We start from the raw sequence: 23863 nt of genomic DNA on the forward strand, positions 1-23863 counted from the left end.
TTTCGCTGCGGTCAGCGCTGTAAAACTGCTCAGCCCGACCACCCATCAACCCCGCAACCCTTGTCGCTGCTGCGTTTGCAGCGCGGTTTGTGTTGCGAGGGGACGAATAGTAGGCGACTGATGGCGGGCTGGCAAGCGATTTCGCAAAAGAATTTTCGGCGCAGTAGAATCGCCCCATGACGACACCGCCAGACCTGATGACCTACGTGCCCGAGCGCCTCGCAAGCCGCGACGCCGGCGCCCTCGATGCGCTCGCGCTCGCCACCGCCCTGGCGCGGCCGATCGTATTCGTCGACCTGGAAACCACGGGCGCCGATGCCCAGCGCGACCGCATTACCGAGATCGGCGTGGTCGAAGTGGGCCCCGACGGCATCCAGGAATGGGACACCCTGCTAGACCCGCAGGCCAGCATCCCGTCGTTCATCCAGGGCATGACCGGCATTACTGAGGCGATGGTGCGCGGCCAGCCCACGTTCGAGTCGATTGCCGAGTCGCTGGCGGAGCGGCTGCAGGGCCGCCTCTTCGTGGCCCACAACGCGCGCTTCGACTACGGCTTCCTGAAGAATGCGTTCCGGCGCGCCGGCATCACCTTCCGCGCCGACGTCCTTTGTACAGTGCGGCTGTCGCGCGCGCTGTTCCCGTCGGTGGAGCGCCATGGGCTGGACGCGCTGATCGCCCGCTTCGGCCTGACGCCCAAGGGCCGTCACCGCGCGCTGGCGGACGCCGAACTGCTCTGGCAGTTCTGGCAGAAGCTGCATGGTCTGTATTCCGTGGATCTGGTGGAATCTGCCATCAAGTCGCTGGTGAAGCAGGCGAGCCTGCCGGCCGGCCTGTCCGAGACCGCGCTCGACGAGGTGCCCGATCGTCCCGGCGTCTATCTGTTCTATGGTGACGAGGACGCGCCGCTCTATGTCGGCAAGAGCATTCACTTGCGCCAGCGCATCAAGAGCCATTTCTCGGGCGACCATCGCCACGAGAAGGAGATGCGCCTGGCGCGGGGCGTGCGGCGCGTGGCGTGGCACGAGACCGGCGGCGAAGTTGGCGCGCTGCTGATGGAAGCGCAATTGGTCAAGTCGCTGCAGCCGCTGCACAACCAGCTGCTGCGCCAGAACAGCGAGCTGTTCTCGTGGGAAATGCCCGATGGCCTGCCCGTGCCGCGCCTGCGCTCGGACCGGCACGTGGATTTCAGCCGCCATGCCAATCTCTATGGCGCGTTCGGCAGCCGCGCCGCGGCCCTGGCCCGGTTGCGCGAGCTGGCGGAGGAACACACGCTCTGCCTGACCACGCTGATGCTCGAGCCCACGCACCGACGCGGCAACCCGTGTTTCGCGCGACAACTGCATCGCTGCGCGGGCGCCTGCACCGGCGACGAATCGCACGCGACCCACCGGGACCGGACGATGGCCGCCATCGCCACGTTGGCGTTGCAGCCGTGGCCGTTCGACGGCGCGGTGGCGTGGCGGGAATCGGATCATCCGCAGCAGCCGTGGCACGTGCTGGAGAACTGGTGCTATCTCGGGTCCGTGCCGGCCCTCGACGCGGCAGCGGCCCTGCTCGCCGTGCCGGCCAGATTCGATGTCGATACCTACCAGATCCTCGCGCCGCGCCTGGATGCCCTGCGCGCCTCGGCGGTGCCGCTCGCGTCGGCCCGGCCGTTTGCGCTGACGCCGCCGGAGCCACCGCCGCCCAGGCGCGCGCCCGCTTCTTCTGTCAAGCGGCCGGCCCGGACATCCGAACCTTCGCCGGATACGCAAACCCTCACCCTGTTCGCCTGATCGGGGTCGGCAAGCAATGTGCGGCGGCGCGCATTGGCGTGTTGTCACCTGGGTGCCCGCTCGGCTAGTCTGCCGAGGAGGGTTCGCTACCTAGATGGAGCCGCCATGCCCGCGTTGCCCCGCCTGCCTTTTTCCGCCGCCGTGCTCTGCGCGGCCGGTGTGACCATTGGCTGCACCAGCGCCGATGGCGGCGCCATGCATCGGATCTTCGCATCCTGGCAGGGCGCGCCCGTGGAGCAGGTGCAGGCCCAGTGGGGCCCGCCGCAGTCCGTGCAGAGCACCCCGGCCGGCACCGCCAATATATAGGTCGACGAACTGCCGACGGCGCACCCGCCCGGCAGTGGCCCGCGTGACGCGCAGCTTGAGCCACCTGCCACCACCGCACGCTGCCAGCGCAAGCTGCTGGCCGGCGCCAACGGCAAGGTCACGGGCGGGGAATGGCGCGGCAACGCCTGCTGTGTGCAGACGCTGGTCGGCCAGTGCGCGGGGCTGCCCCGCAAGGCAGAGTCCGGATCGTAAACCCCAACTTGACGCTGCGGTATAGGAAACCGTAATGTGCGGACAATAGAACCGAATCCGAATTCGAATACGGAAAACCGCCATGCAAGCCTCGTTTCCGAGTGTGACGAATAGCAATTCGCCGTCCACTGCCTTTCCTCGCATCGACACCCCCTCGATTCTCCAGCCACCCCGCCAGCGTCGCGCCAAGGAAACGGAACAGGCCCTGCTGACCGCCGGCCGCGAACTGCTGGCGCAGCGCGACTTCGCCGCCGTCTCGGTGGCGCAGATTGCAGCCGCCTGCCAGGTGTCCGTGGGCGCCTTCTACGGACGCTTCCGCGACAAGATGGCGTTCTTCGATGCGCTGCGCACGCTCGTGATGGAAGAGACCGACGCCTCCGTGGCGCGCTATCTGGACGAAGGGCGCTGGGCCGAGACGCCGCCGCGCCAGATCGTCGAGAAGACAATGCGATTCCTCCTGACCGGATGTCATAGCAACCGGGGCGTGATTCGTGCATCACTCAAGCACGCCACCACGCGTCCCGAGGAGTGGCTGCCCCATCAGAAGAACGGCCAGGAAATCGTCGACCGGCTTGTGGCGTTGCTGGTGCCACGCCTGCCCGGCCCGGCGGAAGAAGCCGAGCAGCGCGTGCGCTTTGCCATGCAGGTGGTCTTCGGCATGATCGTCAATGCGGTGCTGAACGATCCCGGCCCGCTCACGCTCGCCGACGAACGGCTGCCCGTGGAACTCACGCGCATGGTGGCGAGCTACCTGGACCTCTGAGCGCCCCGCCCGCCGCGCCGTAACCGCTTCGCTTTACCCCGGTTCCCCCCGGTTCCCCCGCCTCATCCCGCTTACCCGGACGGCCCCGCCCACCTCGGGCCGTCCGATCTCGCCGCAACATAGCGGCGCCGCCTGTCTTCAGGCCGGATAAACGTGGAGACAACACCATGAAGCAATCCATCACGTCACGCAGGAGACTGGCCGCGCGTGTTGCCGGCGTCATGCTCGGGCTGGTTTCACTGGCCACGCAGGCGCAAGGTGACTACCCGACCAAACCGATCCGCCTGATCGTGCCGTATCCCGCTGGCGGGCTGACCGACACGTTGGCGCGCCAGGTGGCCGACGGGCTGTCCAAGCGCCTCGGCCAGACCGTCGTCGTGGAGAACAAGGGCGGCGCGGGCGGCATCATCGGCACGGATTTCGTCGCCAAGTCCGCCCCGGACGGCTACACGCTGCTGATGACGATTCCCGGGCCGATCACGTCCAACATCGCGCTATACAAGAAGCTGCCCTATGACCCCCGCACCGACCTGCGGCCGCTTTCGGACATCGCGATGGCGCGCACCGTGTTGACGGTCAACCCGACGGTGCCCGCGAAGACCGTCAAGGAGTTGCTGACCTACGCGCAGCAGTCGCCGGGTAAGCTGCGGATGGGCTCATGGGGCCCCGGCACCTTGCCGCACACCATCCAGGCCTATATGGACAAGACCTACGGCGTGGATATCCTCCACGTGCCGTATCGCGGCGAAGGCCCGCTTGTCACCGACCTGCTCGCCGGGCAGGTCAACATGACCATCAGTTCCGTGACCACGCTGCGGCAGTACGTCGCCACCGGCAAGCTGCGGGCACTGGCGGTGTCCGGCACCACGCGCGCCCGTGGAATGCCCGATGTGCCGACCTTCGCCGAAGCGGGCTATGGCGATGAGGCGTACAAGATCGTCGGGCCGACCACGTTGATGGCGCCCGCCAAGACGCCCGAAGCCATCATCGAGAAGCTGGGCCGCGAGGTCGTGGCGCTGGTCAAGTCGCCCGAGTTCCAGGCGAAGATCGACGAAATGGGCGCCGAGCCCATCGGCAACACCCCGGCGGAAGCAGCGCGCGCCTACAAGGCCTACCTGCCGGTGGCCCTGAAGCTGGCCGCCGACACCGGAGTGACGCTGGACTGACCCGGGCCGCCACCTCCGGGCCGCCCCCCCCGCGCCGGACAATGCAGCGCGGCGATGGCCGGTATGAATTCGGGAGCAGCTTGCTTTGCGGGCCGGGGGGCAGCCTTCTAGAATCCGTGTCACGATGATTTTCCGGCGCGAGACGCCGCCCTCCCATGGCAACGCTATTCCTGGTCCGTCACGGACAGGCCTCGTTCGGGGCCGCCAACTACGACTGCCTGTCCGACGTGGGCCGCCAGCAGGCGCGCTGGCTGGGCGAGTATTTCCGCGACCGGGGCGTCAGCTTCCGGCGCGTGGTGGCCGGCACGCTGGTCCGCCAGCAGGACACCGCCACCGAGATCCTCGCCGGCATGGGGGCAGCCGATACCCGTGTGGCGTCCCATCCCGGCCTCAATGAATACGACGGCGAGGCGCTGTATCGCAGCTTCACCCAGGGGGCCGATCATCGCGCGCATCAGAACGGCGACTACCAGGACTACTGGCGCACGTTCCGCGCGGCGTTCGCGGCCTGGACGCAGGACACGCTGACCGGCATGCCAGAGACCTGGACCGATTTCGGCGCCCGCATGCAGTCCGCACTGGCACATGCCACCGAGGGCGCGGCGCGCGAGGATGCGCTGCTCGTGGTCAGTTCGGGCGGTGCCATCGGCCGCGCCGTGGCCGACCTGCTTGGCGCGCCGACGCAGACCGCCATCGAACTGAACCTGCAGTTCCGCAATACCGGTTTCTGCGAACTAATCGTGGGACGCGGCACCCAGCGGCTGCTGAGCTTCAACAGCGTGCCGCACCTTGAGCACGCCGAGCGCCGCAAGGCGATCACCTTCGCCTGAGACGTTCGCCTGAGACGCCCGCTTCAGGCTACCCGCCTCAGCGCTGCGACAGCGCGAGGCGCCCCGCCAGCGCGAGGAACACCGTGCCGGCGAACCAGTTCATCGCCCGCTGCACGCGGGCCGAGCGCATCAACACGCGGCCGAACACGCCCGAGAACCACGCAATCGCGCCAAAGACCAGCAGCGTGGCAAGGATGAACACGAAGCCGAATACCATCAACTGCAGCGCCACGTGCCCACGCTCGGCCACCACGAACTGCGGCAGGAAGGCCAGGAAGAAGATCACCACTTTGGGATTGGTGAGATTCATCACCACGCCACGCCAGTACATGCGGCGGGGCGGATGCCCATCGGCATGTTGCGGTGACATCTCCCCCACCGGCGCGCGAAACGCCTGCCACGCCAGCCATACCAGATAGAGCGCCCCGGCGATCTTGAGAACCGTAAAGGCCAACGCCGACGCCGCCAGCAGCGCGGCCAGCCCCACCGCCACCACCGCCGTGTGCACGAGCAGTCCGGTGCAGAGACCGAGCACCACGGTCAGCCCGGCGCGCGTGCCGTGCATGGCCGACTGGAGCAGCACAAAGATATTGTCAGGGCCGGGCGCAAGGCTCAGCAGAACGGCAATCCCGAGGAAAGTCAGCAGGGTGTCGATCGAAGGCATCGGTGCGCTCCGTACGTTGGGAGCGTCATGGTAGCGGAACGCCGCGCAGCGCGTTGCCCCTCGGCGTGCCGCTGACCATCGATCCATATCCTCGATCAATTCATCCAAACAATCAATTTATCAGCTTAATCGGTCACTCCTACACTGCTCTCACTTCGACAGCGGTGCGCACGAACGGGCGGCGACCGCGCGGGGCAATCCTCACGGGCTGCCACGCAAGCCAATCCCGAACGACAACGAGGAGACAGACGATGCAAGCACGTGCACCGATGCGGCACGCGGTGGCGGTCGCCCTGACGGGCGCCATGGCCATGTTGACGGCCTGTGGTGGCAGCGACGACAACAACGGCGGCGGGAACAGTGGCGGCGGTGGCGCTGGCACGCCCCAGACGCATGCGCCCACCCAGAGGCTCAAGATCACCGGCACGCAGGACTTCGCGGGCAGCTACGGCAGCGTGGGCCAGTACGAGCAGCTGACGGGCACCATCAGCGGCGAGGTCGATCCGAAGGACCCCAGGAACGCCATCATCCAGGACCTGGCGCTGGCGCCCGTCAACGCGAACGGCATGGTCGAGTACTCGGCCGACTTCGTCATGCTCAAGCCCAAGGACATGAGCAAGGCCAGCGGCGTGCTGCGCTACGACGCGCCCAATCGCGGCAATATCCTGACCATGATCAACCCCACCGCGAGCCCAGGCGACGCGGTCTACCTGGAGCGCGGCTACGTGCTGCTGTACTCGGCCTGGCAGGGCGATGTGCCGAAGTCCAGCCCGGCGCGGCTGACCGTGACGGTGCCGGTGGCGAAGAATGCCAATGGCACCTCGATCACGGGCACCTATCGGACCGAACTGGTGCCGGGCGCGGCCGTGCCGGCGATGACCCTGCCAGGTGGCGTGTTCAACGGCACCATGATCCCCTACGCGCCGGCCAGCCTCGACAACACCCAGCCGGGCTACTCGCTCACGCGGCGCGTCAACGAGACCGATGCGCGCGTGGCGATTCCCGCCAGCGACTGGAAATTCGCCACCTGCGACGCCGGCGCCAACGCCTTCCCCGGCACGCCCGACCCGGCCAGCATCTGCCTGCGCGGCGGCTTCGACCCGAAGTATCTCTACGAACTCGTGTATGTGGCGAAGGACCCGAAGGTGATGGGCGTGGGCCTGGCCGCGCTGCGGGACACCGTGAGCTTCTTCCGCAGCAAGGCCGTGGACAGCGCCGGCACGCCGAATCCGGTGGCGGGCCGCATCACTCACGCGCTGGGCCAGGGGACGTCGCAGTCCGGCAATGCGATGAAGACGTTCCTGCACCTGGGCTTCAACCAGGCGCTGGACGGCTCGAAGGTGTTCGACGGCATCTACGCCCACGTGGCGGCACGCCAGACCAATATCAATACGCGCTTTGCCGTGCCCGGCGGCGGGGGCGGCTTGCGCACCGACCACACGGCATTCGGCCAGACCGCACCGCGCGGCCTCGACAAGGACTACGTGGACGACATCTCTGGCACCAAGGGCGGTGTGATGGCGCGCTGCTCGGCGTCCAACACCTGCCCGAAGTTCTTCCTCGGCCTGTCCGGCACCGAGTTCTGGCAGTTGCAGGGCTCCCCGGTACTGACCGACGCCAACGGCTTCGCCGACCTGAAGCAGCCGGACAACGCCCGCATCTATTACTACGCGGGCGCCCAGCACGGCGGGGCGGGCGGCACGGCCAGCATCAGCTTCGCGCCGACGCGCAACGTCTACCCGGCGGGCACGGTGATCCAGCATAACGATACGTTCCGCGCGCTGTTCATCGACCTCGAAGACTGGGTCGTGCGCGGCACCACCCCGCCGCCCAGCCAGGTGCCGGCACTGGCCGATGGTTCGCTGGTGCGCCCCGCCGACGTGGCCTTCCCCGCCATGAAGGGCGTGACGTGGGCCGTGAGCGGCGTGCAAACGGCGGTGCCTGACTTCCAGTACCTGGCGCGCTACAACGGCTATCCCTTGCTCGATTTCGGCCCGCAGTACCGGCGCGAGGACGAGTCCGGCATTGCCACGATGCTGCCGCCCGCGTACCTGAACCGCGACTACGCGATCCTGGTGCCGCAGGTGGACGCCTCCACGGGTCTCCCGAAGGCCGGCATCCACAGCGTGGAGGCGCGCGCGCCGCTCGGCACCAGCGTGGAGTTCAACTATGTCGCCACGCCCGGCATCGTGGATCTGTCGAACCTGACGGGGTCATTCCTCCCCTTCCACAAGACCGAGGCGGCGCGTGTCTCGGCTGGCGACGGACGGCCCTCGCTCGAATCGCTGTATACAGATCAAGCCGGTTACGTGGCCGCGGTGACGGCGGCCGCCAACGACCTCGTGGCGCAACGCTTCCTGCTGCAGCGCGATGCCGATGCCATCATCGCGCGGGCGGTGGCCCAGCCGGTCCTGCCCTGACGCCAATGGAAAAAGGCGCCGTGCGACAGGCACGGCGCCTTTCTCCTAGCGACCGGGCTTCGGGCATCAGCCACGCGCGCCGTCCAGGTACGGGTCGAAGCTACGGGCGCCATCGGTGAAGGCGTCGTGCGTGCGGAAGCCGTAACCGTACTGGTCTGCCGGCACGCCGGTGCGGAACTGGTAGCCATACTGATCGGCGGGCACGGTGCCAGCCTGGGCAACGCCGAGGGTGGCCAGCGAAACGACCAGGGAAGCGGCGATCTTGAGGGCGGTGGTCTTGGTCATGATTTCTCTCCGGTATGTCATTAAGTGAATTTGAATGTCTTTTTGGTCCGCCGCCACATCGTCTTCGGCTTGTCTTTGACTTGTGTGCGCCGTCCATGGGTTGAATATTAGGCTTCCAAAGTGACCGATACGTAGACGAAGTTCCAATCACTTATTCAGTTTTTTTGAAGTTCCGCCGATACTCGCCTCGCCTGCGCGATCACGCACCGGCGCGGGCGATGCGCTACAGTGGCGCGATCCTGTCTTTTCGCCCCACACGCGGCCGAGGCCCCCTGCCGCTGCGCCCCTTTCATGCCCCGTATCTCGCATCGTCCTGACTGGCTGGCCTGGCTTTTCCTGCTGCTTGCTTGCGCGCTGCCGCTGGCTGCCCACGCCGCCGGCAGCCCGCTGGCTGCGCTCGCCCTGGGTGCGCAGAAGCAGCCCGCCTCGGCACCCGCAGCCGCGCCCGCAAGCGCGGCGCTCGCGCAGTCGCTGGACCAGGTCATCGCCACGTTGCAGAACGACACCGAGCGCCAGAATCTCCTGAATCAACTACAGACGCTGCGGCGCGGCGTGACGGATGGCGCCTCGGCCCCCGTTGCCGCCTCGGATGTCGCGGCTGCGTCCGCGCCCTCGCCCGGACTGCTTGGCGCCGTCGCCAAGGCCCTCGAGGAAATCGACAAGGCGCCGCGCAAGGACCATGGCGCGTGGCAATACTGGGGCTGGCGCATCCAGTTCGCCGGGCAGGAATGGCGCGAGGCATTGACCATCCAGGACACCCGCCCGGCGAGCGTGTCCGTGCGCGAGTTCGCCACCATCCTCGCCGGCTGGGCGCTGACCGGCTGGCTGCTCTGGGAGCTGTCGCGGCGCATCCACCGGAACCGCCTGCGGCCCGCGCAACCGGCCCACCTGCCCTCCGTGCCGTCATGGATAGACGTCGGCATTTATTTCCTGCGCCGGATCGGGCCGTGGGTCGTGGCATTTGCGATGACCGTACTGCTCGCGTACAAGGTCTACGGCCGTACGCCGGCCAGCATGGGCGGCGTGATGGTGGCGTATGCGATCGTGGCCGGCGCGATTATGTCCGCCACGTGCCAGGTGATCTTCGCGCTGTTCCACTCCGCGCACCGCTCTAACGCCGTGCGAGACCTGCTCAAGCACTCGCCGTGGCTGCTCTTCGTAACCGGTGCGCTGGCCGCGCTGGGCGAGGCCAGCACCGACCCCCGCGTGGTGACCGCGCTCGGCGTCAATCTCGCCGCACTCGTCGGCACCTTCGCCAACATCCTCGCCGCCATCCTGATTGCCTTCTTCGCGGTGCGTTTCCGCCGCGCCGTCGGCCAGTTGATCGCGCTGCGGCCGCTGGCGTTCCGGCAGGCCCACCCGGCCATCGTGGACCTGCTGCGCCTGGCCGGGCACGCCTGGTATCTGCCGATGCTGGCCGTGGTGCTGTCCTCCGTCGTCGGCACCATCATGGCCACCGGGCACGCCGACGAGTTCCTGCGCCGCGCCGTACTCACCGTGGCATTGTTCGTGGCGGCGCTGCTGCTGACCCTGGTGGCGGGCCGCTCGCCCAAGGCCACGGTGCGCGCCCCGCGCCTGCGGGATCGCCGGCGCTCGGCTTATATCCAGCGCTTTGCCCGCTTCGGCATCGCGCTGGTGCGGGTCATCATCTGGATGGCGTTCGTCGAACTGGTGGCGCGCGTCTGGAATTCGTCGATCATCCGCCTGGCGGACTCCACCACGCTGGGCCGGCATATCACCGAATCGATCCTCAGCGTGGTCGGGGTGGTGCTGCTGGCGTGGCTGGTCTGGCTGCTGATCGACACCGCCATCACCCAGACCCTCACGCCGGGCCACGGGCGCGGCCAGCAACCGAGCCTGCGCGCCAAGACCATCCTGCCGCTGGTGCGCAACGCGTCGTTCGTAGGGCTGCTGGTCATCGCCATGATTGCGGTGCTGGCCAACCTGGGCGTCAACGTCACGCCACTGCTGGCCGGCGCTGGCGTAGTCGGCCTGGCCATCGGCTTCGGCGCCCAGAGCCTGGTGCAGGACCTGATCACGGGCCTGTTCATCGTGATCGAGGATTCCATCGCCATCGGCGATTCGATCGAGTTGCCCGACCACGCCGGGGTGGTGGAAGGCATGACCATCCGCACGGTGAAGCTGCGCGACGGCAAGGGCGCGCTGCACACGCTGCCGTACAGCCAGATCAAGGCGGTGAAAAACCTGTCGCGCGGCTACGCCTTCGCCGTGTTCAGCATTGCGGTGGGCTACGAGAGCGATATCGACCGCGCCACCGAGGTAATCCGGGCCACCGGCGCCGAGCTGGCCCGCGACCACCGCTACAGCCGCAACCTGCTCTCGGGGCTGGACATTCTCGGGCTCGACCGCTTCGACCCCAACGGCATCGTCGTGCTGGCGCAGTTCAAGACAAGGCCGCTGACGCAGGCCGAGATCACGCGGGGCTTCAACATGCGGCTGAAGCGCAATTTCGACGAAGCCGGCATCCGCATGGCCGCACCGCAGTTAACCGTGCGCGTGGATGGCGGCGGGATCAGTCTGGACGGTGCCGGCGGCAAGGCCGGCGCGGAGACCGCGCCACCAGGCGTCGAATTCGTCACGCGGACTGCCGGGAAATCGGCTTGATGACGGGCGGTTGTGCTGCATTGTCCCCAGATGTCACAAAGTTGTCGCTTTTGTGCAATGCGGAGCCGGAACATTCGCCAGGAATGCTTTAAATATCGAGGAACGCGCATTACTATCACGCGAGCCCGCGCCAAATCGGCCGGGACCGCACCCGTGCCCGACTCCCTCCCAAGGCGGGATGGCCCGATGCAAGGCTTGTGCGGGATCATCGTCGTGACGGCCGGCCAACCTCCGGCCGGCAGTATCCAAACATAGAACAGGGGACCACGCCTCGCCGCAGTGGTCCTGAGGAAAAGGCGTTTGCCACCGGGGGAAATGAGAATGGGCGAACACCCGTCTGCCGACGATGTCTTCCATCGTCTGGTCGATAGCATCTATGAATCCGCCATGGACGTGGCGGCCATGCCAGAGGCGCTCGACCTCTTTTCCCGCTACACCTGCACCGGCAGCCCGCGCTACCTGATCTGGGACAAGCTCGCAGGCCATGCACGCCTGGGCGTGACGCCGAACGGCTGCTACACCAGCCTCGGCACCATGCCGGACAGCATGCGCGTCCTGCCCGGACACTTCGCCACCGCAGACGCCGTGCCGGCATCGGTCGCCATGGCGTCCGGCCCCGACACCCAACTGCTGACAAGGCCCGTGGCAGCCGGCGGCGGCCTCTATGACTGCATGGGCCTCGCCCGGGGCGTGCGGCTGTTCGACACCTCCGAAGTCTGCGTGCTGATGAGCGCCACGCCCGGCGGCGGCGACGACTTCATGCCCGCCGATCATCGCGAGCGTCGCCTGGCGCAGGTGATGCCGCACTGGGCCCGCGCCGCCCGCATGCAACACCGCAATTTCGAACTGAGCGGCCTGGCTTCGCTGGGGCTGGCCGGCCTCGATACCCTCGACTTCGGCGTGATGGTGCTCCAGGCCGACATGCGCGTGCGCTACGCCAACAGCTGGGCCGAATCGCTGGTGCAGGCCGACGCCAACCTCGCGCTCGACAACGGCGTGCTGCGCGCACGGCCGGAAACCTTGCAGGGCGTGCTGCGCGACCTGCTTCAGGCCGCCGTGCATGGCGGCCGCAACGGCGGCGCCGCGGCAGGGTCCTGGATGCATATCACCTCGGGCGGCCAGCCGGTACCGATCATCGTCATGCCGCTGGTTTCGCGCCAGCCGGTGGAAGGCCCGTGGCAACTGCCGGCTGCCATGATGCTGCTGGGGAATTCCGAGTCCCGCTCCGTGCTGGACGCCGCCGTGCTGACCTCGCTGTTCGGCCTGTCGAAGAAGGAAAGCATCATCGCGATCCGCCTCGCCGCCGGCGAGACGCTGAACGAAATTGCCGAACGCGAGTTCCTGTCGCCCCACACCGTGCGCGTGCATATCCGCGACACGCTGCGCAAGACCGGCACGCACCGGCAGTCAGAACTGGTGCGACTGCTGCACCTGCTGCCAGGCGTGGACCTGGAGCGGGCCGGGGCGTCGTCGACGGCCCGGCCGCGGGCCGCGCGGTTGCGATAACCACATCGCACATCAGCCCCCCCTACGCAATCTCAGCTTCCAGCCGCGACGTCAGGCGTCAGGCGTAGGCGCCGTCGGTGAACGGACTGCGCTGGTCTTGCACCGAGCGGGCGCCGTCGAGATACGGGTCCGCCGAACGGGCACCTTCGGTGTAGGGGTCGCGGGCTTCCGTCGCCGAGCGGGCACCCTCGCTGAAGACATCCCGCGCGCTCTGCGCGGCGCGGGCGCCATCGCTGTACGGGTCGCGGGCGCCGAGGACGGAAGCTTGTGCGCCGACAGCGGCGGCAGCGAGGGCAACGGCGAGAACCAGGCGGGAGGTGAGGGTCTTGGACATGATCGGTTTCCTTGATGGATGCGTGAGCGGTTTGCGGTTGTGAGTGATGCCAAGGCGGCGATTCCGCTGTGTCGTTGTCGCGTTGCGCTGCCATGGATGCTATTTAAATCCGCCCACGTATCGCGCTCGTGGCGTATTTGCCCCCTTAGTGTCACGACGCGTATCGCGCACACGGCCTGATACAAAGGCGTACAAAAGAAGAACTGGCGTGCAGCAACGTGCCGGATCGCCAGCTCCCCCCATAGGCCTACACCGTCAGACGCACCGCGACAGCCACCTCCAGCATGTGCAGCCGGTCCTGGCCCCAGAACAGCTCCCCGTCGAAGACATAAGACGGCGATCCGAACACCCCGGCGGCCACGGCTTCGTCGGTATTGCGCCGATATATCTCCCGGGTTTCCGCCGAGCGCGCCCGCGCGAGCGTCGCGTCCACATCGCACCCCTGCGACGCAAGGATCTCGCGTAGCGTGGTCTCCGAGGAGATATCGCGCTCCTCGCACCATTGCGCGCGGAGAATGGCCTTGTACAGCTCCAGCACCGGCAGCCCCTGCGCATCCACTGCGATGACGATGCCGGATGCCAGGTCCGCGTTCGGGCACATGTACCTGGGCAACGGATTGACGTGGATATCCAGCTTGCGGCACCAGCGCGCCAGCTCCGTGATGCGATATTGCTGCCGCTCCGGCGAGCGTTGGCCAAGCAGCACGCCCCCGGTTCGCGCATACACCTCGGGCAGGTTCACGGGCTTATGCCGGATCTCGACGCCCTGGCGCCGCGCCAGCGCATCGAGCCGGTCCGCGCCCAGATACGCCCAGTCCGAATTCATCCAGAAGTAATAGTCGATGACAGGTTGGTTCGCGCGGCTCATACGTGCCGACTCCCGTTGACCGCCGCCACGGGTAACCCGCCGAGCGCCGTTTCCCGCATGCAGGCGGCACTCAGGAACGCGATGACGCTCAGCGCACCCAGGTACCAGACGATATAGGTAGGGCTGCCGCCACCGTACTTCAGCAGCGATGTGGCGACGATCGGCGCCAGGCCGCCCCCGATGGCACCCGACACCTGCACGGCGATCGAGATGCCGCTGTAGCGCACCTCGGCCGGGAACTGGGCGGCAAAGAGGCTGCCTTCCGGTGCGTAGAGGCAGGCGTAGACCAGCCCGATGGCAATGGAGAGCGCGATGGTGATATTGCGTGGATCCAGCGACTGCAGCAGGTCAAAGAACTGCGACGAGAACAGCAGGACGCCAACCGTACCGGCCATGAACACCCACTTGAAGCCGATGCGATCAGCCAGCATGCCGCAGAGGGGCATGGTGAACAGCGCGATGGCAGCGCCCCAGACCGTGGCGTCGAGCATCACCGTCTTGGGAATGCCCAGCGTGCCGGTGGCATAGGCCAGCGCGAACGTGACCACCGTGTAGAACCACGTCACCTCGGCCAGCCGGCCACCCACCACGGTCAGCACCTGGCGCGGATACTGGCGCAGCACGACCATCGCCGGCATTTCCACCTTGTCGCCCTGCTTCTTCATCTGCTCGAAGTCAGGCGACTCGGCCACCTTGGCGCGAATGAACCAACCCACCGCCAGCAGGACCACGCTGGCCAGGAACGGCACGCGCCAGCCCCATGTCAGCATGTCCTGTTCCGGCAGCGTCGCTACCATTCCCATCGCCAGCGACGACAGTACCAGCCCGGGCGCGACCCCGGCCTGCGGCAAGCTGCCGAAGAAGCCCTTCTTGCCTTCTGGCGCATGCTCCACGGCCATGAGCACCGCGCCGCCCCACTCGCCGCCGACCGCAATCCCTTGCAGCAGCCGCAGCAGCACCAGCGCTACGGCAGCCCAGTAGCCGATGCTGTCGTACGACGGAATCAGGCCGATCAGGATCGTGGGTATGCCCATCATGAACAGCGTGATCAGCAGCATCGACTTGCGGCCCATCCTGTCGCCAAAATGGCCGAAGACGATGCCGCCGAGCGGGCGGGCGAAGAACCCCACCGAATAGGTAGCGAAGGCCGCCAGCGTGCCCGTCAGGGGATCGAATGACGGAAAGAAGATCTTGTTGAAGATCAGCGCGGCAGCCGTGCCGTACAGGAAGAAGTCATACCATTCAATCGTCGTGCCCATCATGCTCGCCAGGCCCGCGGTGATATACGCGCGCCGTGAGCGCGCGCCAGGAATCTTGTTCATCGTAACGCTCCTTGGATTCGGGTAAGCCGTCGGCCATGCGCCGGCGGCAGGCACTCAGGCGGGCGGCAGCGGCGCGATGCCGTGCGTCTGGCGCGCCCAGTAAGAGAACGTGGCGTTGACGATGGAAGGTTTGAGCAGGTAGTCGTGGGCCTCGCGGGCGAGTGCATCGTCCACGGGCGTCAGCGGGCCGAAAGCCTGCGCGCGAATCTGCATGCGCGCGGCGCGCTCGAGGTAGACCGACAGATAGGTGGCTTCCTCACAGGTCTGGCCCGCGGTCAGGTAGCCGTGGTGCGCCAGGATGATCGACCGTTTGTTGCCCAGCGCGGCGGAGATGATCACGCCCTCCTGGTCCGCGATCGGCACGCCGGGCCATTCGCCCAGGAATGCACAATCGTCGTGCAACGGCGTCATGTCCATCTGGGCGATGACCAGCGGCTGGCGCGCTGCGGCCAGTGCCGAGGCCCAGGGCGAGTGCGTATGGATGATCGAGTTGACGTCCGGGCGCGCGTCGTACACCCACAGATGGAAACGCGTGGCGGGGTTGGGCATGCCCTCGCCCGTCAGCGTGTTGAGGTCGCGGTCCACCTCGATGAAGTCGTCTGGCGTCGCCTCGTCGAAGCCGAGGCCGAAGCGAAGCGTCCAGTAGGCGCCGGGGCGCTCCGATCGCACGCTGATCTGGCCGGCCAGACCCGCTTCCTGCTCGGTCATCGCCAGGATGCGGCAGGCATAGGCCATGGTCTCCTGCATGGAGCGCGGCCTGTTGCGCAGGTGCCTGGCCATCTCGTTGGTGGCGCGCGTGTCGAAGTACGACTTGTCTCTGAGGGGGGCGTTCATCTTCTCTTCTCCGTGGAATGCCAGCCGGCAACCGGTGCGGCAGCATGAAGGGAAGTATGAAAACCAGGCGCCTGCCGTGCTATGCAGCCACGCGCATAGCAGCTATCTCGTTTGCTTCACGGCTTGAGGGTGCGGGCCACCTGCAAGGCTGCGGCGAGCAAGGTGTCGGCCAGCGGCAGCGCATGGCGGGCAGCGTGAGTGACGGCCACCATGCGGCGGCGCAGCAGCGGGCTGCGTATCTTCAGCTTGCGCAAGCCGTACTCGTGGAGCAGCTTGTCCGGCAGCCGGCACGGCAGAATGCAATCGCCCACGCCAGCGGAGACCAGCTTCAGGATGGCATCAACGGTCTCGGCCTCGGCCACGTAGGTGGGCTGCAACCCGGCGCTCTCCACCATCCGGCGCAGCGCATAGCCGTGCGGAAAGCCGACCAGACGCAGCGGCTGCCCGCACAAATCGAGTCCGTCCTGCGAGGCGGACTGCAGCCCATCGGGCCGCTGCGGCGTGACCAGACACATCTCGTCCTCGAACAACGGATGGGTGGTCAGGGTGGCCGTATCGACTGCGGTGTCGTAGACCACGCCAAGATCGGCCTTGCCGCTTTCCACCAAGGCCACCACATCGGCCGAGCTGCGCCCCATCAGCGAAAGATTGACGTTGGGATGGGTACTGACAAAGCTGGCCACCACATCGGCGATAAAGTAGTAGCTGACCGTGTGAACGATCGCCAGCCGGACGGTACCCTGCGTGGTGCCGTGGGCGTCGCGGATCGCATCCACAGCCTGGTCGATCGCGCGGTAAGGCCCTTCGATGGCCTCCTGCAGCTTCTGCCCGGCCTCGGTCAAGGCCACGCCGCGGCCAGTCCGCACGAACAACGGCTTGCCGAGCTGCGCCTCCAGCGTGGCAAGCTGCCGGCTGACACCAGATTGGGTCTGATCGAGATGCTCTGCCGCCTTGGAAAGCGACTTGAGTTCGGCAATGCGAAGAAAAATGCGGAGAAGACGATCAGGCGTTTCCATGGGAGCGGCTGGCTTCCATGCATGGGCCAGTTGTAGTCATGTGTCGACACGGTACAGCAGCCGCGTGCGGCTGCAATGCGCAGATACCCGGCCCAGCCTTGGGGCATGGCCGGGTGCGGGTATCTGTACAGCAACGTTCGTGCCAGTTATGTCGACGAAATGACGGGTTCAACAGCGCTTGAAAGCGCCCACCTGCCCGCTAAGCCGCTTTCCGATGCTGGTGCTTCCGCTCCGGCTTGCACTCGTACTTGAGTTCGCGCCGGCCGTCCTCGTACGCCACCTCGAGCCGCACGGTGAAGCCCCAGAGGCGCGTCACGTGGCGCACCACTTCGTCGAAGCTGTGCGCCAGCGGGCGGCGGTCGCTCTGCAGGTGACGCAGCGTCAGTGAGCGGTCCCCGCCCACATCCACGTTTGTCACCTGGATATTGGGCTCCATGTTGGAGAGATCGTACTGATTCGCCAGTAGCTGGCGAATCGCGCGATACCCTTCGTCGTCGTGGATGGCGGTGACGCGCAGCTTGCCTTCGCGGTCGTCGTCGAGCACCGAGAACAGCTTCAGTTCGCGGATCACGCGCGGCGACAGGAACTGGAGCAGGAAGCTCTCGTCCTTGAAGTTGCGCATCGCGAAGTCCAGCGTCTGCCGCCAGTCGCTGCCCGCGATTTCCGGCGCCCAGCGGCGGTCCTCCTCGGTGGGGTTCTCGCACATGCGGCGCAGGTCCTGGAACATCAGGAAGCCCAGCGTATAGGGGTTCAGGCCGCTGTAGTAAGGGCTGTGGTACGGCGGCTGGTAGATGACGTTCGTGTGGGCCTGCAGGAGTTCGAGCATGAAGGCGTCGTTGACCAGCTTCTCCTCGTAGAGCTGGTGCAGGATCGTGTAGTGCCAGAACGTTGCCCAGCCTTCGTTCATCACCTTGGTCTGGCGCTGCGGATAGAAGTACTGTGCAATCTTGCGCACGATGCGCACGATCTCGCGCTGCCACGGCTGGAGCTTGGGCGCATTCTTCTCGATGAAGTACAGCAGGTTCTCCTGCGGCTCCGGCGGGAAGGCGATCTCCGGCTCCATCGCCTCCTCTTCCTCCCTGAGCAGGTGCGGCCGGTGCTTGGGCAGGGTGCGCCAGAGGTCGTTCACCTGCATCTGGAGGTAGCTTTCGCGCTCGGTCTGGCGTGCCTGCTCCTCGGTGATCGACAGCTTCTTGGGCCGCTTGTAGCGGTCCACGCCGTAGTTCTGCAAGGCATGGCAGGAGTCCAGCAGCAACTCCACTTCCTGCTCGCCATAGCGCTGCTCGCACTCGGCCACGTAGTTCTTGGCGAAGAGCAGGTAGTCGATGATCGCGTCGGCGTTGGTCCAGGTGCGGAACAGGTAGTTGCCCTTGAAAAACGAGTTGTGCCCGTAGCAGGCGTGCGCGATGGTCAGCGCCTGCATTGGCATCGTGTTCTCCTCCATCAGGTACGCGATGCACGGATTGGAGTTGATCACGATCTCGTAGGCCAGGCCCATGTGGCCGCGCTGGTAGCTGCGCTCCGAGGCGAGGAAGTGCTTGCCGTACGACCAGTGGTTATAGCCCACCGGCAGCCCGGCGGACGCATAGGCGTCGAGCATCTGCTCGGCCGTGATGATCTCGATCTGATTCGGATACGTGTCGAGCCCGAAGTCGCCGGCGATGCGGGCAATTTCGCGGTCGTAGCGCTGGATCAGCTCGAAGGTCCACTCCGAGCCGGTGGATAGGTAAGCCATGAACTTCCTCCCTTATCCCATGAACGTACGCGGATGCGCCACCGTGCCGGCGCCCCGCTACCTGCCACCGGGCCAGGCGGCCCGCTTCTGGAAGAGATCGTGCAGCACCGGGTAGATCTCGTCGGCACCGATGATGCGCTGCATCGCGAAGTGCTCGAACTGGTTCTTCACCGTGAGATATTCCTCCCACAGGTTCTGCGGCTCCTCGGATGCCACCTCCACGTAGGCGTAGTACTGCACCAGCGGCAGGATCGATTCGCGCAGCAGCCGGCCGCACAGTTCGGAGTCCCCCGCCCAGTTATCGCCATCGGAGGCCTGCGCACAGTAGATGTTCCACTGGCTCGCCGGATAGCGGTCGTGAATCACCTCGACCATCAGCTTCAGCGCGCTGGACACCACCGTGCCGCCCGATTCGCGCGAATGGAAGAAGTCTTCCTCATCCACTTCCTTGGCCACCGTGTGGTGACGGATAAACACCACGTCAATCCGCTCGTAGTTGCGCTTCAGGAACAGGTACAGCAGCATGAAGAAGCGCTTGGCGAGGTCCTTGCGGCTCTCGTCCATCGAGCCGGACACGTCCATCAGGCAAAACATCACCGCCTGGGCCTGTGGGCGCTTCTTGAGCACGCGGTTGTTGTAGCGCAGGTCAAGCTTTTCGATGAAAGGCACGCGGTCCACGCAGGCGCGCAGGTGCCGCATCTTCTCCATCATCTCCACCGCTGTGTCCGTATAGGGGCCGTTCTGCTCGATCTCCTCGCTGTAGGCGATTTCCAGCTCGCGCAGCCGCTTCTGGTACGGGCTCGACAGCGCGATCCGGCGCCCGAGCGAACTGCGCATCGTACGCAGGATGGAGAGATTCGATGGTGTCCCGTCGATGGAAAACCCGGCACGCACCTTGCGCACCTCGGCGATCTTGGCGAGGTGGCGCTTGGCCAGGTCTGGCAGCGCCATGTCCTCGAAGAAGAAATTCAGGAAATCCTCGCGCGACAGCGTGAAGACGAAATCGTCCTCGCCCTCGCCGCTGTCGCTGGCCCGCGAGCCGCCGCCACCACTGCCCTGCTGCTGGCGATCGAAGCTGTCACCCCGGACGAACTTCTTGTTGCCGGGGTGAATCCACTCACGCTTGCCGCCCTGGCCGTGATGAAAAATCGGCTCGGTGATGTCCTTGACCGGAATGGACACCTGCCCGCTCTGCTCGATGTCCATGATCTTCCGGCCGGACACCGCCTTCGCCACCGCTTGCCGGATCTGCTCGCGGTATCGCTTGATGAAGCGTTGCTGGTTGACGGCACTCTTGTTGCCGCCGTTTTCGCGCCGATCGATGACCGTAGCCATAAGCCGTCCGCCCGCCTTGATAAGCCGCAACCGCCAGGTCGCTTGGATGAAGGAGACCGCGTCCGGTTGCTGTTACGACGATTTCCTGACGCGCAGATACCACTCCACCAGTAGTCGAACCTGCTTCGGCGTGTACCCTTTCTCCACCATCCGGTTGACGAAGTTCTCGTGCTTGTCCTGGTCCTCCCGCGTCGATTTCGCGTTGAACGAGATCACCGGCAGCAGGTCCTCCGTGGTGGAGAACATGCGCTTCTCGATCACCATCCGCAGCTTCTCGTAGCTGGTCCAGACCGGGTTCTTGCCACCGTTGTTGGCGCGCGCCCGCAGCACGAAGTTGACGATCTCGTTGCGGAAATCCTTCGGGTTCGAGATCCCCGCCGGCTTCTCCACCTTCTCGAGCTCATCGTTCAGCGCGTTGCGATCGAGGATTTCGCCGGTGTTCGGATCGCGGTACTCCTGGTCCTGGATCCACAGATCGGCGAACACCACGTAACGGTCGAAGATGTTCTGGCCGTACTCGGAGTACGACTCCAGGTAGGCGGTCTGGATCTCCTTGCCGATGAACTCCACGAACGGCGTGGTCAGGTACTCCTTGATGTACGAGAGCAGCTTGGCTTCCTGCTCCGGCGGAAACTGCTCGCGCTCGATCTGCTGCTCGAGCACATAGAGCAGGTGCACCGGGTTGGCCGCGACCTCGGTATTGTCGAAGTTGAACACCTTGGACAACACCTTGAACGCGAAGCGTGTGGAGAGCCCGTTCATGCCCTCGTCGATGCCGGCGTAATCGCGGTACTCCTGATACGACTTCGCCTTCGGGTCCACGTCCTTGAGGCTTTCGCCATCATAGACGCGCATCTTCGAGAATATGTTCGAGTTCTCCGGCTCCTTGATCCGCGTGAGCACCGCGAACTGCGCCATCATCTTGAGCGTGTTCGGGGCGTTGGGTGCCGCCGAGAGCGAACTGCTGCGCAGCAGCTTGTCGTAGATCTTGACCTCGTCCGACACGCGCAGGCAGTACGGCACCTTCACGATATAGATCCGGTCGAGGAATGCCTCGTTGTTCTTGTCAGCCTTGAAGGTCTGCCATTCCGCCTCGTTCGAGTGGGCAAGGATGACGCCATCGAACGGAATCGCGCCGAAGCCTTCCGTACCCTTGTAGTTGCCTTCCTGCGTGGCGGTCAGCAACGGGTGCAGGACCTTGATGGGCGCCTTGAACATTTCCACGAACTCGAGCAGGCCTCGGTTGGCCAGGCAAAGTCCGCCGGAATAGGAATAGGCATCCGGATCGTCCTGCGGGAAATCCTCCAGTTTGCGAATGTCGACCTTGCCGACCAGCGAGGAGATATCCTGGTTGTTTTCATCGCCAGGCTCCGTCTTGGAAATCGCGATCTGCGACAGCACCGATGGCCTGAGCTTGACCACACGGAACTTGGTGATGTCGCCGTTGAACTCGTGCAGGCGCTTGACCGCCCACGGCGAGGGAATGGTATTCAGGTAGCGCACCGGAATGCCATAGTCCTCCTCCATGATCTTGCCGTCTTCATCGGCCGAGAACAGCCCGAGCGGCGATTCATGGATGGGGGAACCCTTCAGCGCATAGATGGGAATCTCTTCCATCAGCGCCTTGAGCTTTTCCGCGAGAGACGACTTGCCGCCGCCCGGGGGCCCGAGCAGATACAGAATCTGCTTGCGTTCCTCAAGGCCCTGCGCCGCGTGCTTGAAGAAGGAGACGATCTGCTCGATCGTGTCTTCCATTCCGTAGAAGTCGCGGAACGCCGGGTAGACCCGGATAACCTTGTTGAAGAACAGTCGGGACAGTCGAGGATCGTGGTGGGTATCCACCAGTTCAGGCTGTCCGATTGCGGCGAGCATGCGTTCGGCAGCAGTCGCGTAGGCAGTAGGATCCTTCTTGCAGATCTCCAGGTACTCCTGGATGCTGTATTCCTCTTCCTTGCGTGCTTCGAAGCGCGTGGCGTAGTGGCCAAAAATGTCCATACCTCACTCCCGTCAGAGTCCCACGTCCGAGGCGAAGGCAGTTTGACTCCCCTAAGACATTCGCGGCAATTTTGCGTTCCACCACCCCGGCCTGGCGGAGTTGCCATGTTGCGAAGTCTTTACTTCATCATAGTCAAATAACGGCGTTCATGAGGACGGAGTTGACGTGTTACGCACGCCCCGTTCGTTCCTTGCGACACGCAATGCAACACAACCTGCTTCGCGTTTCGCACTGCACGAATCCCTCGCTGTTCTCATCCCGCTGCGACGGGCCATTGACCATGCTTGTGACACACCTTACACCTTTCCGGCGTGAAGTGCACAACGCCGTGTGTAACGATGTATCGAATCCAGTAACGTCTGACACGTCTGTCGGTCATGCACCGACATCGCTGCCACAGAATGCCTTCACTATGAAGCCGCACGCGGCCTTTCGCCATCGTGCAAACGAACGATTCATGCATGACGTCATGCGCAATGCGTGACCACCAGCGCACGACGGCCGGCTTCCATCGCTGCCTCCACGACATGTCTTTCGACCATCGCGCGCGTGACGACGATGGCCACGCGGGCGTCGGTGTTTTCACTGCGGCAAGTTGCCGCGCGACGATTCATGACGCGCCGTCAGCAGTGTCGGTCACCGAGTGCCAATCGGACTTGCACCCGACGCCGAATCCCAACGGCGAACCCGCGCCGAACCGTGCGCATGCACCGACATTGCGTTTGCTCCCGGTCCCCGCCCGCGCTACGCACCGCGCGAGTGCGCACGGTGCGGGCCTGTGCCGCTACGGGACGGGATGAGCACTTTGCGTGCCACGCTCGGGGAGCGTTGCGTTTTGCATCGCAGCAATCGTTGCGGCGAGCGCCCGCACGATCACACGTGCGGGGATCAATGCGGGATCAATGCGAGATCAGATCGGATCCCAGTTGATGACGTCGGGCGAGCGCTCGAGCGGGAAGAAGCTGCCGCGCATGGCCGGCATGGCGATCTCCGCCACGGTTTCCGGCGTCCAGCCCTCGCTGGTATGCACCGAGCGCACCGGGCGCGGCTGGCTCATCAGCATGATCTCGTTGGCGCGCACGGCGAAGATCTGGGCGTTGACCTCGCGCGCAGCGTCGCTGGCCAGGAACACCGCCACGGGCGAGATCTTGCCCGCCTCCATCTTCTGCAGCCGGGCCACGCGGGCTTTCTCTTCCGGCGTCTCGGACGGAATCGAGCTGGTCATGCGGCTCCAGGCGAATGGTGCGATGCAGTTCGAACGCACGTTGAAGCGGGCCATGTCCAGCGCGATGGACTTCGAGAGCGCCGCGATGCCCAGCTTCGCCGCCGAATAGTTGGCCTGGCCGAGGTTGCCGATCAGGCCCGAGGTGGACGTCATGTGGACGAACGCCCCGCTCTCCTGGTCCTTGAAGTAGTTGGCCGCCGCGCGGCTGACATAGAACGTGCCGTTCAGGTGCACGTCGATGACCGAGCGCCACTCCTCCTCGTTCATCTTGAAGAACATGCGGTCGCGCAGGTTGCCGGCGTTGTTGACCACCGCGTCGATGCGGCCAAAGTGGTCCAGCGCGCATTGCACGATGGCATTGGCCGAACTCCAGCCGGACACGCTGTCGGTGTTGGCTACGGCCTCGCCGCCCGCCGCGCGGATCTCGGCCGCCACGCGCTCGGCCGGGCCGGCGTCGCCGCCCTCGCCGGTCATGCTCACGCCCAGGTCGTTGGCCACCACCTTGGCACCCGCCGCCGCCATGCCCAGGGCGATCCCCCGCCCGATCCCGCCGCCCGCGCCCGTCACAATCACCACCTTGCCTGCCATCAAACCGCTCATCGTCTCGCTCCTGTTCTGCGCACTGGCGCGCCATCGCCGCCGATC

General features: G+C 65.6%; 20 protein-coding genes. 8 read left to right on the forward strand and 12 right to left on the reverse strand.

Annotation, left to right across the window (positions count from 1 at the left end; genetic code table 11):
• Window positions 1-176: 176 nt before the first annotated feature.
• From AB4120_RS15995 to AB4120_RS16015, 5 genes are all read left to right on the forward strand, one after another.
• Window positions 177-1775 carry a 3'-5' exonuclease family protein gene (locus tag AB4120_RS15995; RefSeq protein WP_149138217.1) on the forward strand — a complete coding sequence of 533 codons (1599 nt, stop codon included), beginning with the start codon at window positions 177-179 and terminating at the stop codon, window positions 1773-1775.
• 105 nt (window positions 1776-1880) lie between these two features.
• Window positions 1881-2081 (forward strand): hypothetical protein, encoded by a 201-nt coding sequence (locus AB4120_RS16000; protein ID WP_262389861.1) that lies wholly within the window; start codon window positions 1881-1883, stop codon window positions 2079-2081.
• Window positions 2082-2376: 295 nt separating this feature from the next.
• A complete protein-coding gene (locus AB4120_RS16005) occupies window positions 2377-3057 on the forward strand; it encodes a TetR/AcrR family transcriptional regulator (RefSeq protein ID WP_149138218.1) in 681 nt (226 codons plus the stop codon).
• Between the two features lie 167 nt (window positions 3058-3224).
• Window positions 3225-4223 (forward strand): Bug family tripartite tricarboxylate transporter substrate binding protein, encoded by a 999-nt coding sequence (locus AB4120_RS16010; RefSeq protein ID WP_441642570.1) that lies wholly within the window; start codon window positions 3225-3227, stop codon window positions 4221-4223.
• A gap of 155 nt (window positions 4224-4378) precedes the next feature.
• The gene (locus AB4120_RS16015; protein WP_149138219.1) at window positions 4379-5053 is read left to right on the forward strand and encodes a histidine phosphatase family protein; all 675 of its coding nucleotides are present in this window, start codon (window positions 4379-4381) and stop codon (window positions 5051-5053) included.
• Between the two features lie 37 nt (window positions 5054-5090).
• On the opposite strand, the gene AB4120_RS16020 is transcribed toward AB4120_RS16015, so the two are convergent.
• A complete protein-coding gene (locus tag AB4120_RS16020; protein WP_149138220.1) occupies window positions 5091-5717 on the reverse strand; it encodes a LysE family translocator in 627 nt (208 codons plus the stop codon).
• 251 nt (window positions 5718-5968) lie between these two features.
• Between AB4120_RS16020 and AB4120_RS16025 the strand changes: the two genes are divergently transcribed.
• Complete coding sequence (locus AB4120_RS16025) at window positions 5969-8137, forward strand: alpha/beta hydrolase domain-containing protein (RefSeq protein WP_149138221.1); 2169 nt, start codon at window positions 5969-5971, stop codon at window positions 8135-8137.
• A gap of 66 nt (window positions 8138-8203) precedes the next feature.
• On the opposite strand, the gene AB4120_RS16030 is transcribed toward AB4120_RS16025, so the two are convergent.
• A complete protein-coding gene (locus tag AB4120_RS16030; RefSeq protein ID WP_441642571.1) occupies window positions 8204-8422 on the reverse strand; it encodes a hypothetical protein in 219 nt (72 codons plus the stop codon).
• A gap of 291 nt (window positions 8423-8713) precedes the next feature.
• Here AB4120_RS16030 and AB4120_RS16035 point away from each other — a divergent pair, with 291 nt between their 5' ends.
• A complete protein-coding gene (locus tag AB4120_RS16035; RefSeq protein WP_149138223.1) occupies window positions 8714-11047 on the forward strand; it encodes a mechanosensitive ion channel family protein in 2334 nt (777 codons plus the stop codon).
• Between the two features lie 321 nt (window positions 11048-11368).
• Entirely contained in the window at window positions 11369-12553 is a 1185-nt protein-coding gene (locus AB4120_RS16040; RefSeq protein ID WP_149138224.1) for a helix-turn-helix transcriptional regulator, read from the forward strand.
• Between the two features lie 58 nt (window positions 12554-12611).
• Here the strand turns inward: AB4120_RS16040 and AB4120_RS16045 are convergent, their stop codons facing one another.
• The 10 genes from AB4120_RS16045 to AB4120_RS16090 all read right to left on the reverse strand — a co-directional run bounded on the left by AB4120_RS16045 (window position 12612) and on the right by AB4120_RS16090 (window position 23818).
• Window positions 12612-12887, reverse strand: a complete 276-nt coding sequence (locus AB4120_RS16045; protein WP_187645281.1) for a hydroxyquinol 1,2-dioxygenase — start codon at window positions 12885-12887, stop codon at window positions 12612-12614.
• Between the two features lie 247 nt (window positions 12888-13134).
• On the reverse strand, window positions 13135-13755 hold the full coding sequence (locus AB4120_RS16050; protein WP_149138225.1) for a 2-hydroxychromene-2-carboxylate isomerase: 621 nt from the start codon (window positions 13753-13755) through the stop codon (window positions 13135-13137).
• Complete coding sequence (locus AB4120_RS16055) at window positions 13752-15077, reverse strand: MFS transporter (RefSeq protein ID WP_149138226.1); 1326 nt, start codon at window positions 15075-15077, stop codon at window positions 13752-13754. Before AB4120_RS16055 ends, AB4120_RS16050 begins: the two co-directional genes overlap by 4 nt.
• Before the next feature lie 54 nt (window positions 15078-15131).
• Window positions 15132-15911, reverse strand: coding sequence for an aldolase (locus AB4120_RS16060; protein WP_149138227.1), 780 nt, complete (start codon window positions 15909-15911; stop codon window positions 15132-15134).
• 116 nt (window positions 15912-16027) lie between these two features.
• Entirely contained in the window at window positions 16028-16927 is a 900-nt protein-coding gene (locus AB4120_RS16065; RefSeq protein WP_149138228.1) for a LysR family transcriptional regulator, read from the reverse strand.
• Between the two features lie 199 nt (window positions 16928-17126).
• Window positions 17127-18662, reverse strand: coding sequence for a SpoVR family protein (locus AB4120_RS16070; protein ID WP_149138229.1), 1536 nt, complete (start codon window positions 18660-18662; stop codon window positions 17127-17129).
• Window positions 18663-18719: 57 nt separating this feature from the next.
• Window positions 18720-19997 carry a YeaH/YhbH family protein gene (locus AB4120_RS16075; RefSeq protein WP_144197792.1) on the reverse strand — a complete coding sequence of 426 codons (1278 nt, stop codon included), beginning with the start codon at window positions 19995-19997 and terminating at the stop codon, window positions 18720-18722.
• Window positions 19998-20069: 72 nt separating this feature from the next.
• Window positions 20070-21992 (reverse strand): PrkA family serine protein kinase, encoded by a 1923-nt coding sequence (locus AB4120_RS16080; RefSeq protein WP_149138230.1) that lies wholly within the window; start codon window positions 21990-21992, stop codon window positions 20070-20072.
• 468 nt (window positions 21993-22460) lie between these two features.
• Window positions 22461-22607, reverse strand: a complete 147-nt coding sequence (locus AB4120_RS16085) for a hypothetical protein (protein WP_187645282.1) — start codon at window positions 22605-22607, stop codon at window positions 22461-22463.
• A 296-nt stretch (window positions 22608-22903) separates the two neighbouring features.
• On the reverse strand, window positions 22904-23818 hold the full coding sequence (locus tag AB4120_RS16090) for an SDR family NAD(P)-dependent oxidoreductase (protein ID WP_144197789.1): 915 nt from the start codon (window positions 23816-23818) through the stop codon (window positions 22904-22906).
• Between the last annotated feature and the right edge of the window lie 45 nt (window positions 23819-23863).

The organism is Cupriavidus sp. 2KB_3 (genome assembly GCF_052115685.1).
Taxonomy (GTDB): Bacteria; Pseudomonadota; Gammaproteobacteria; order Burkholderiales; family Burkholderiaceae; genus Cupriavidus; species Cupriavidus campinensis.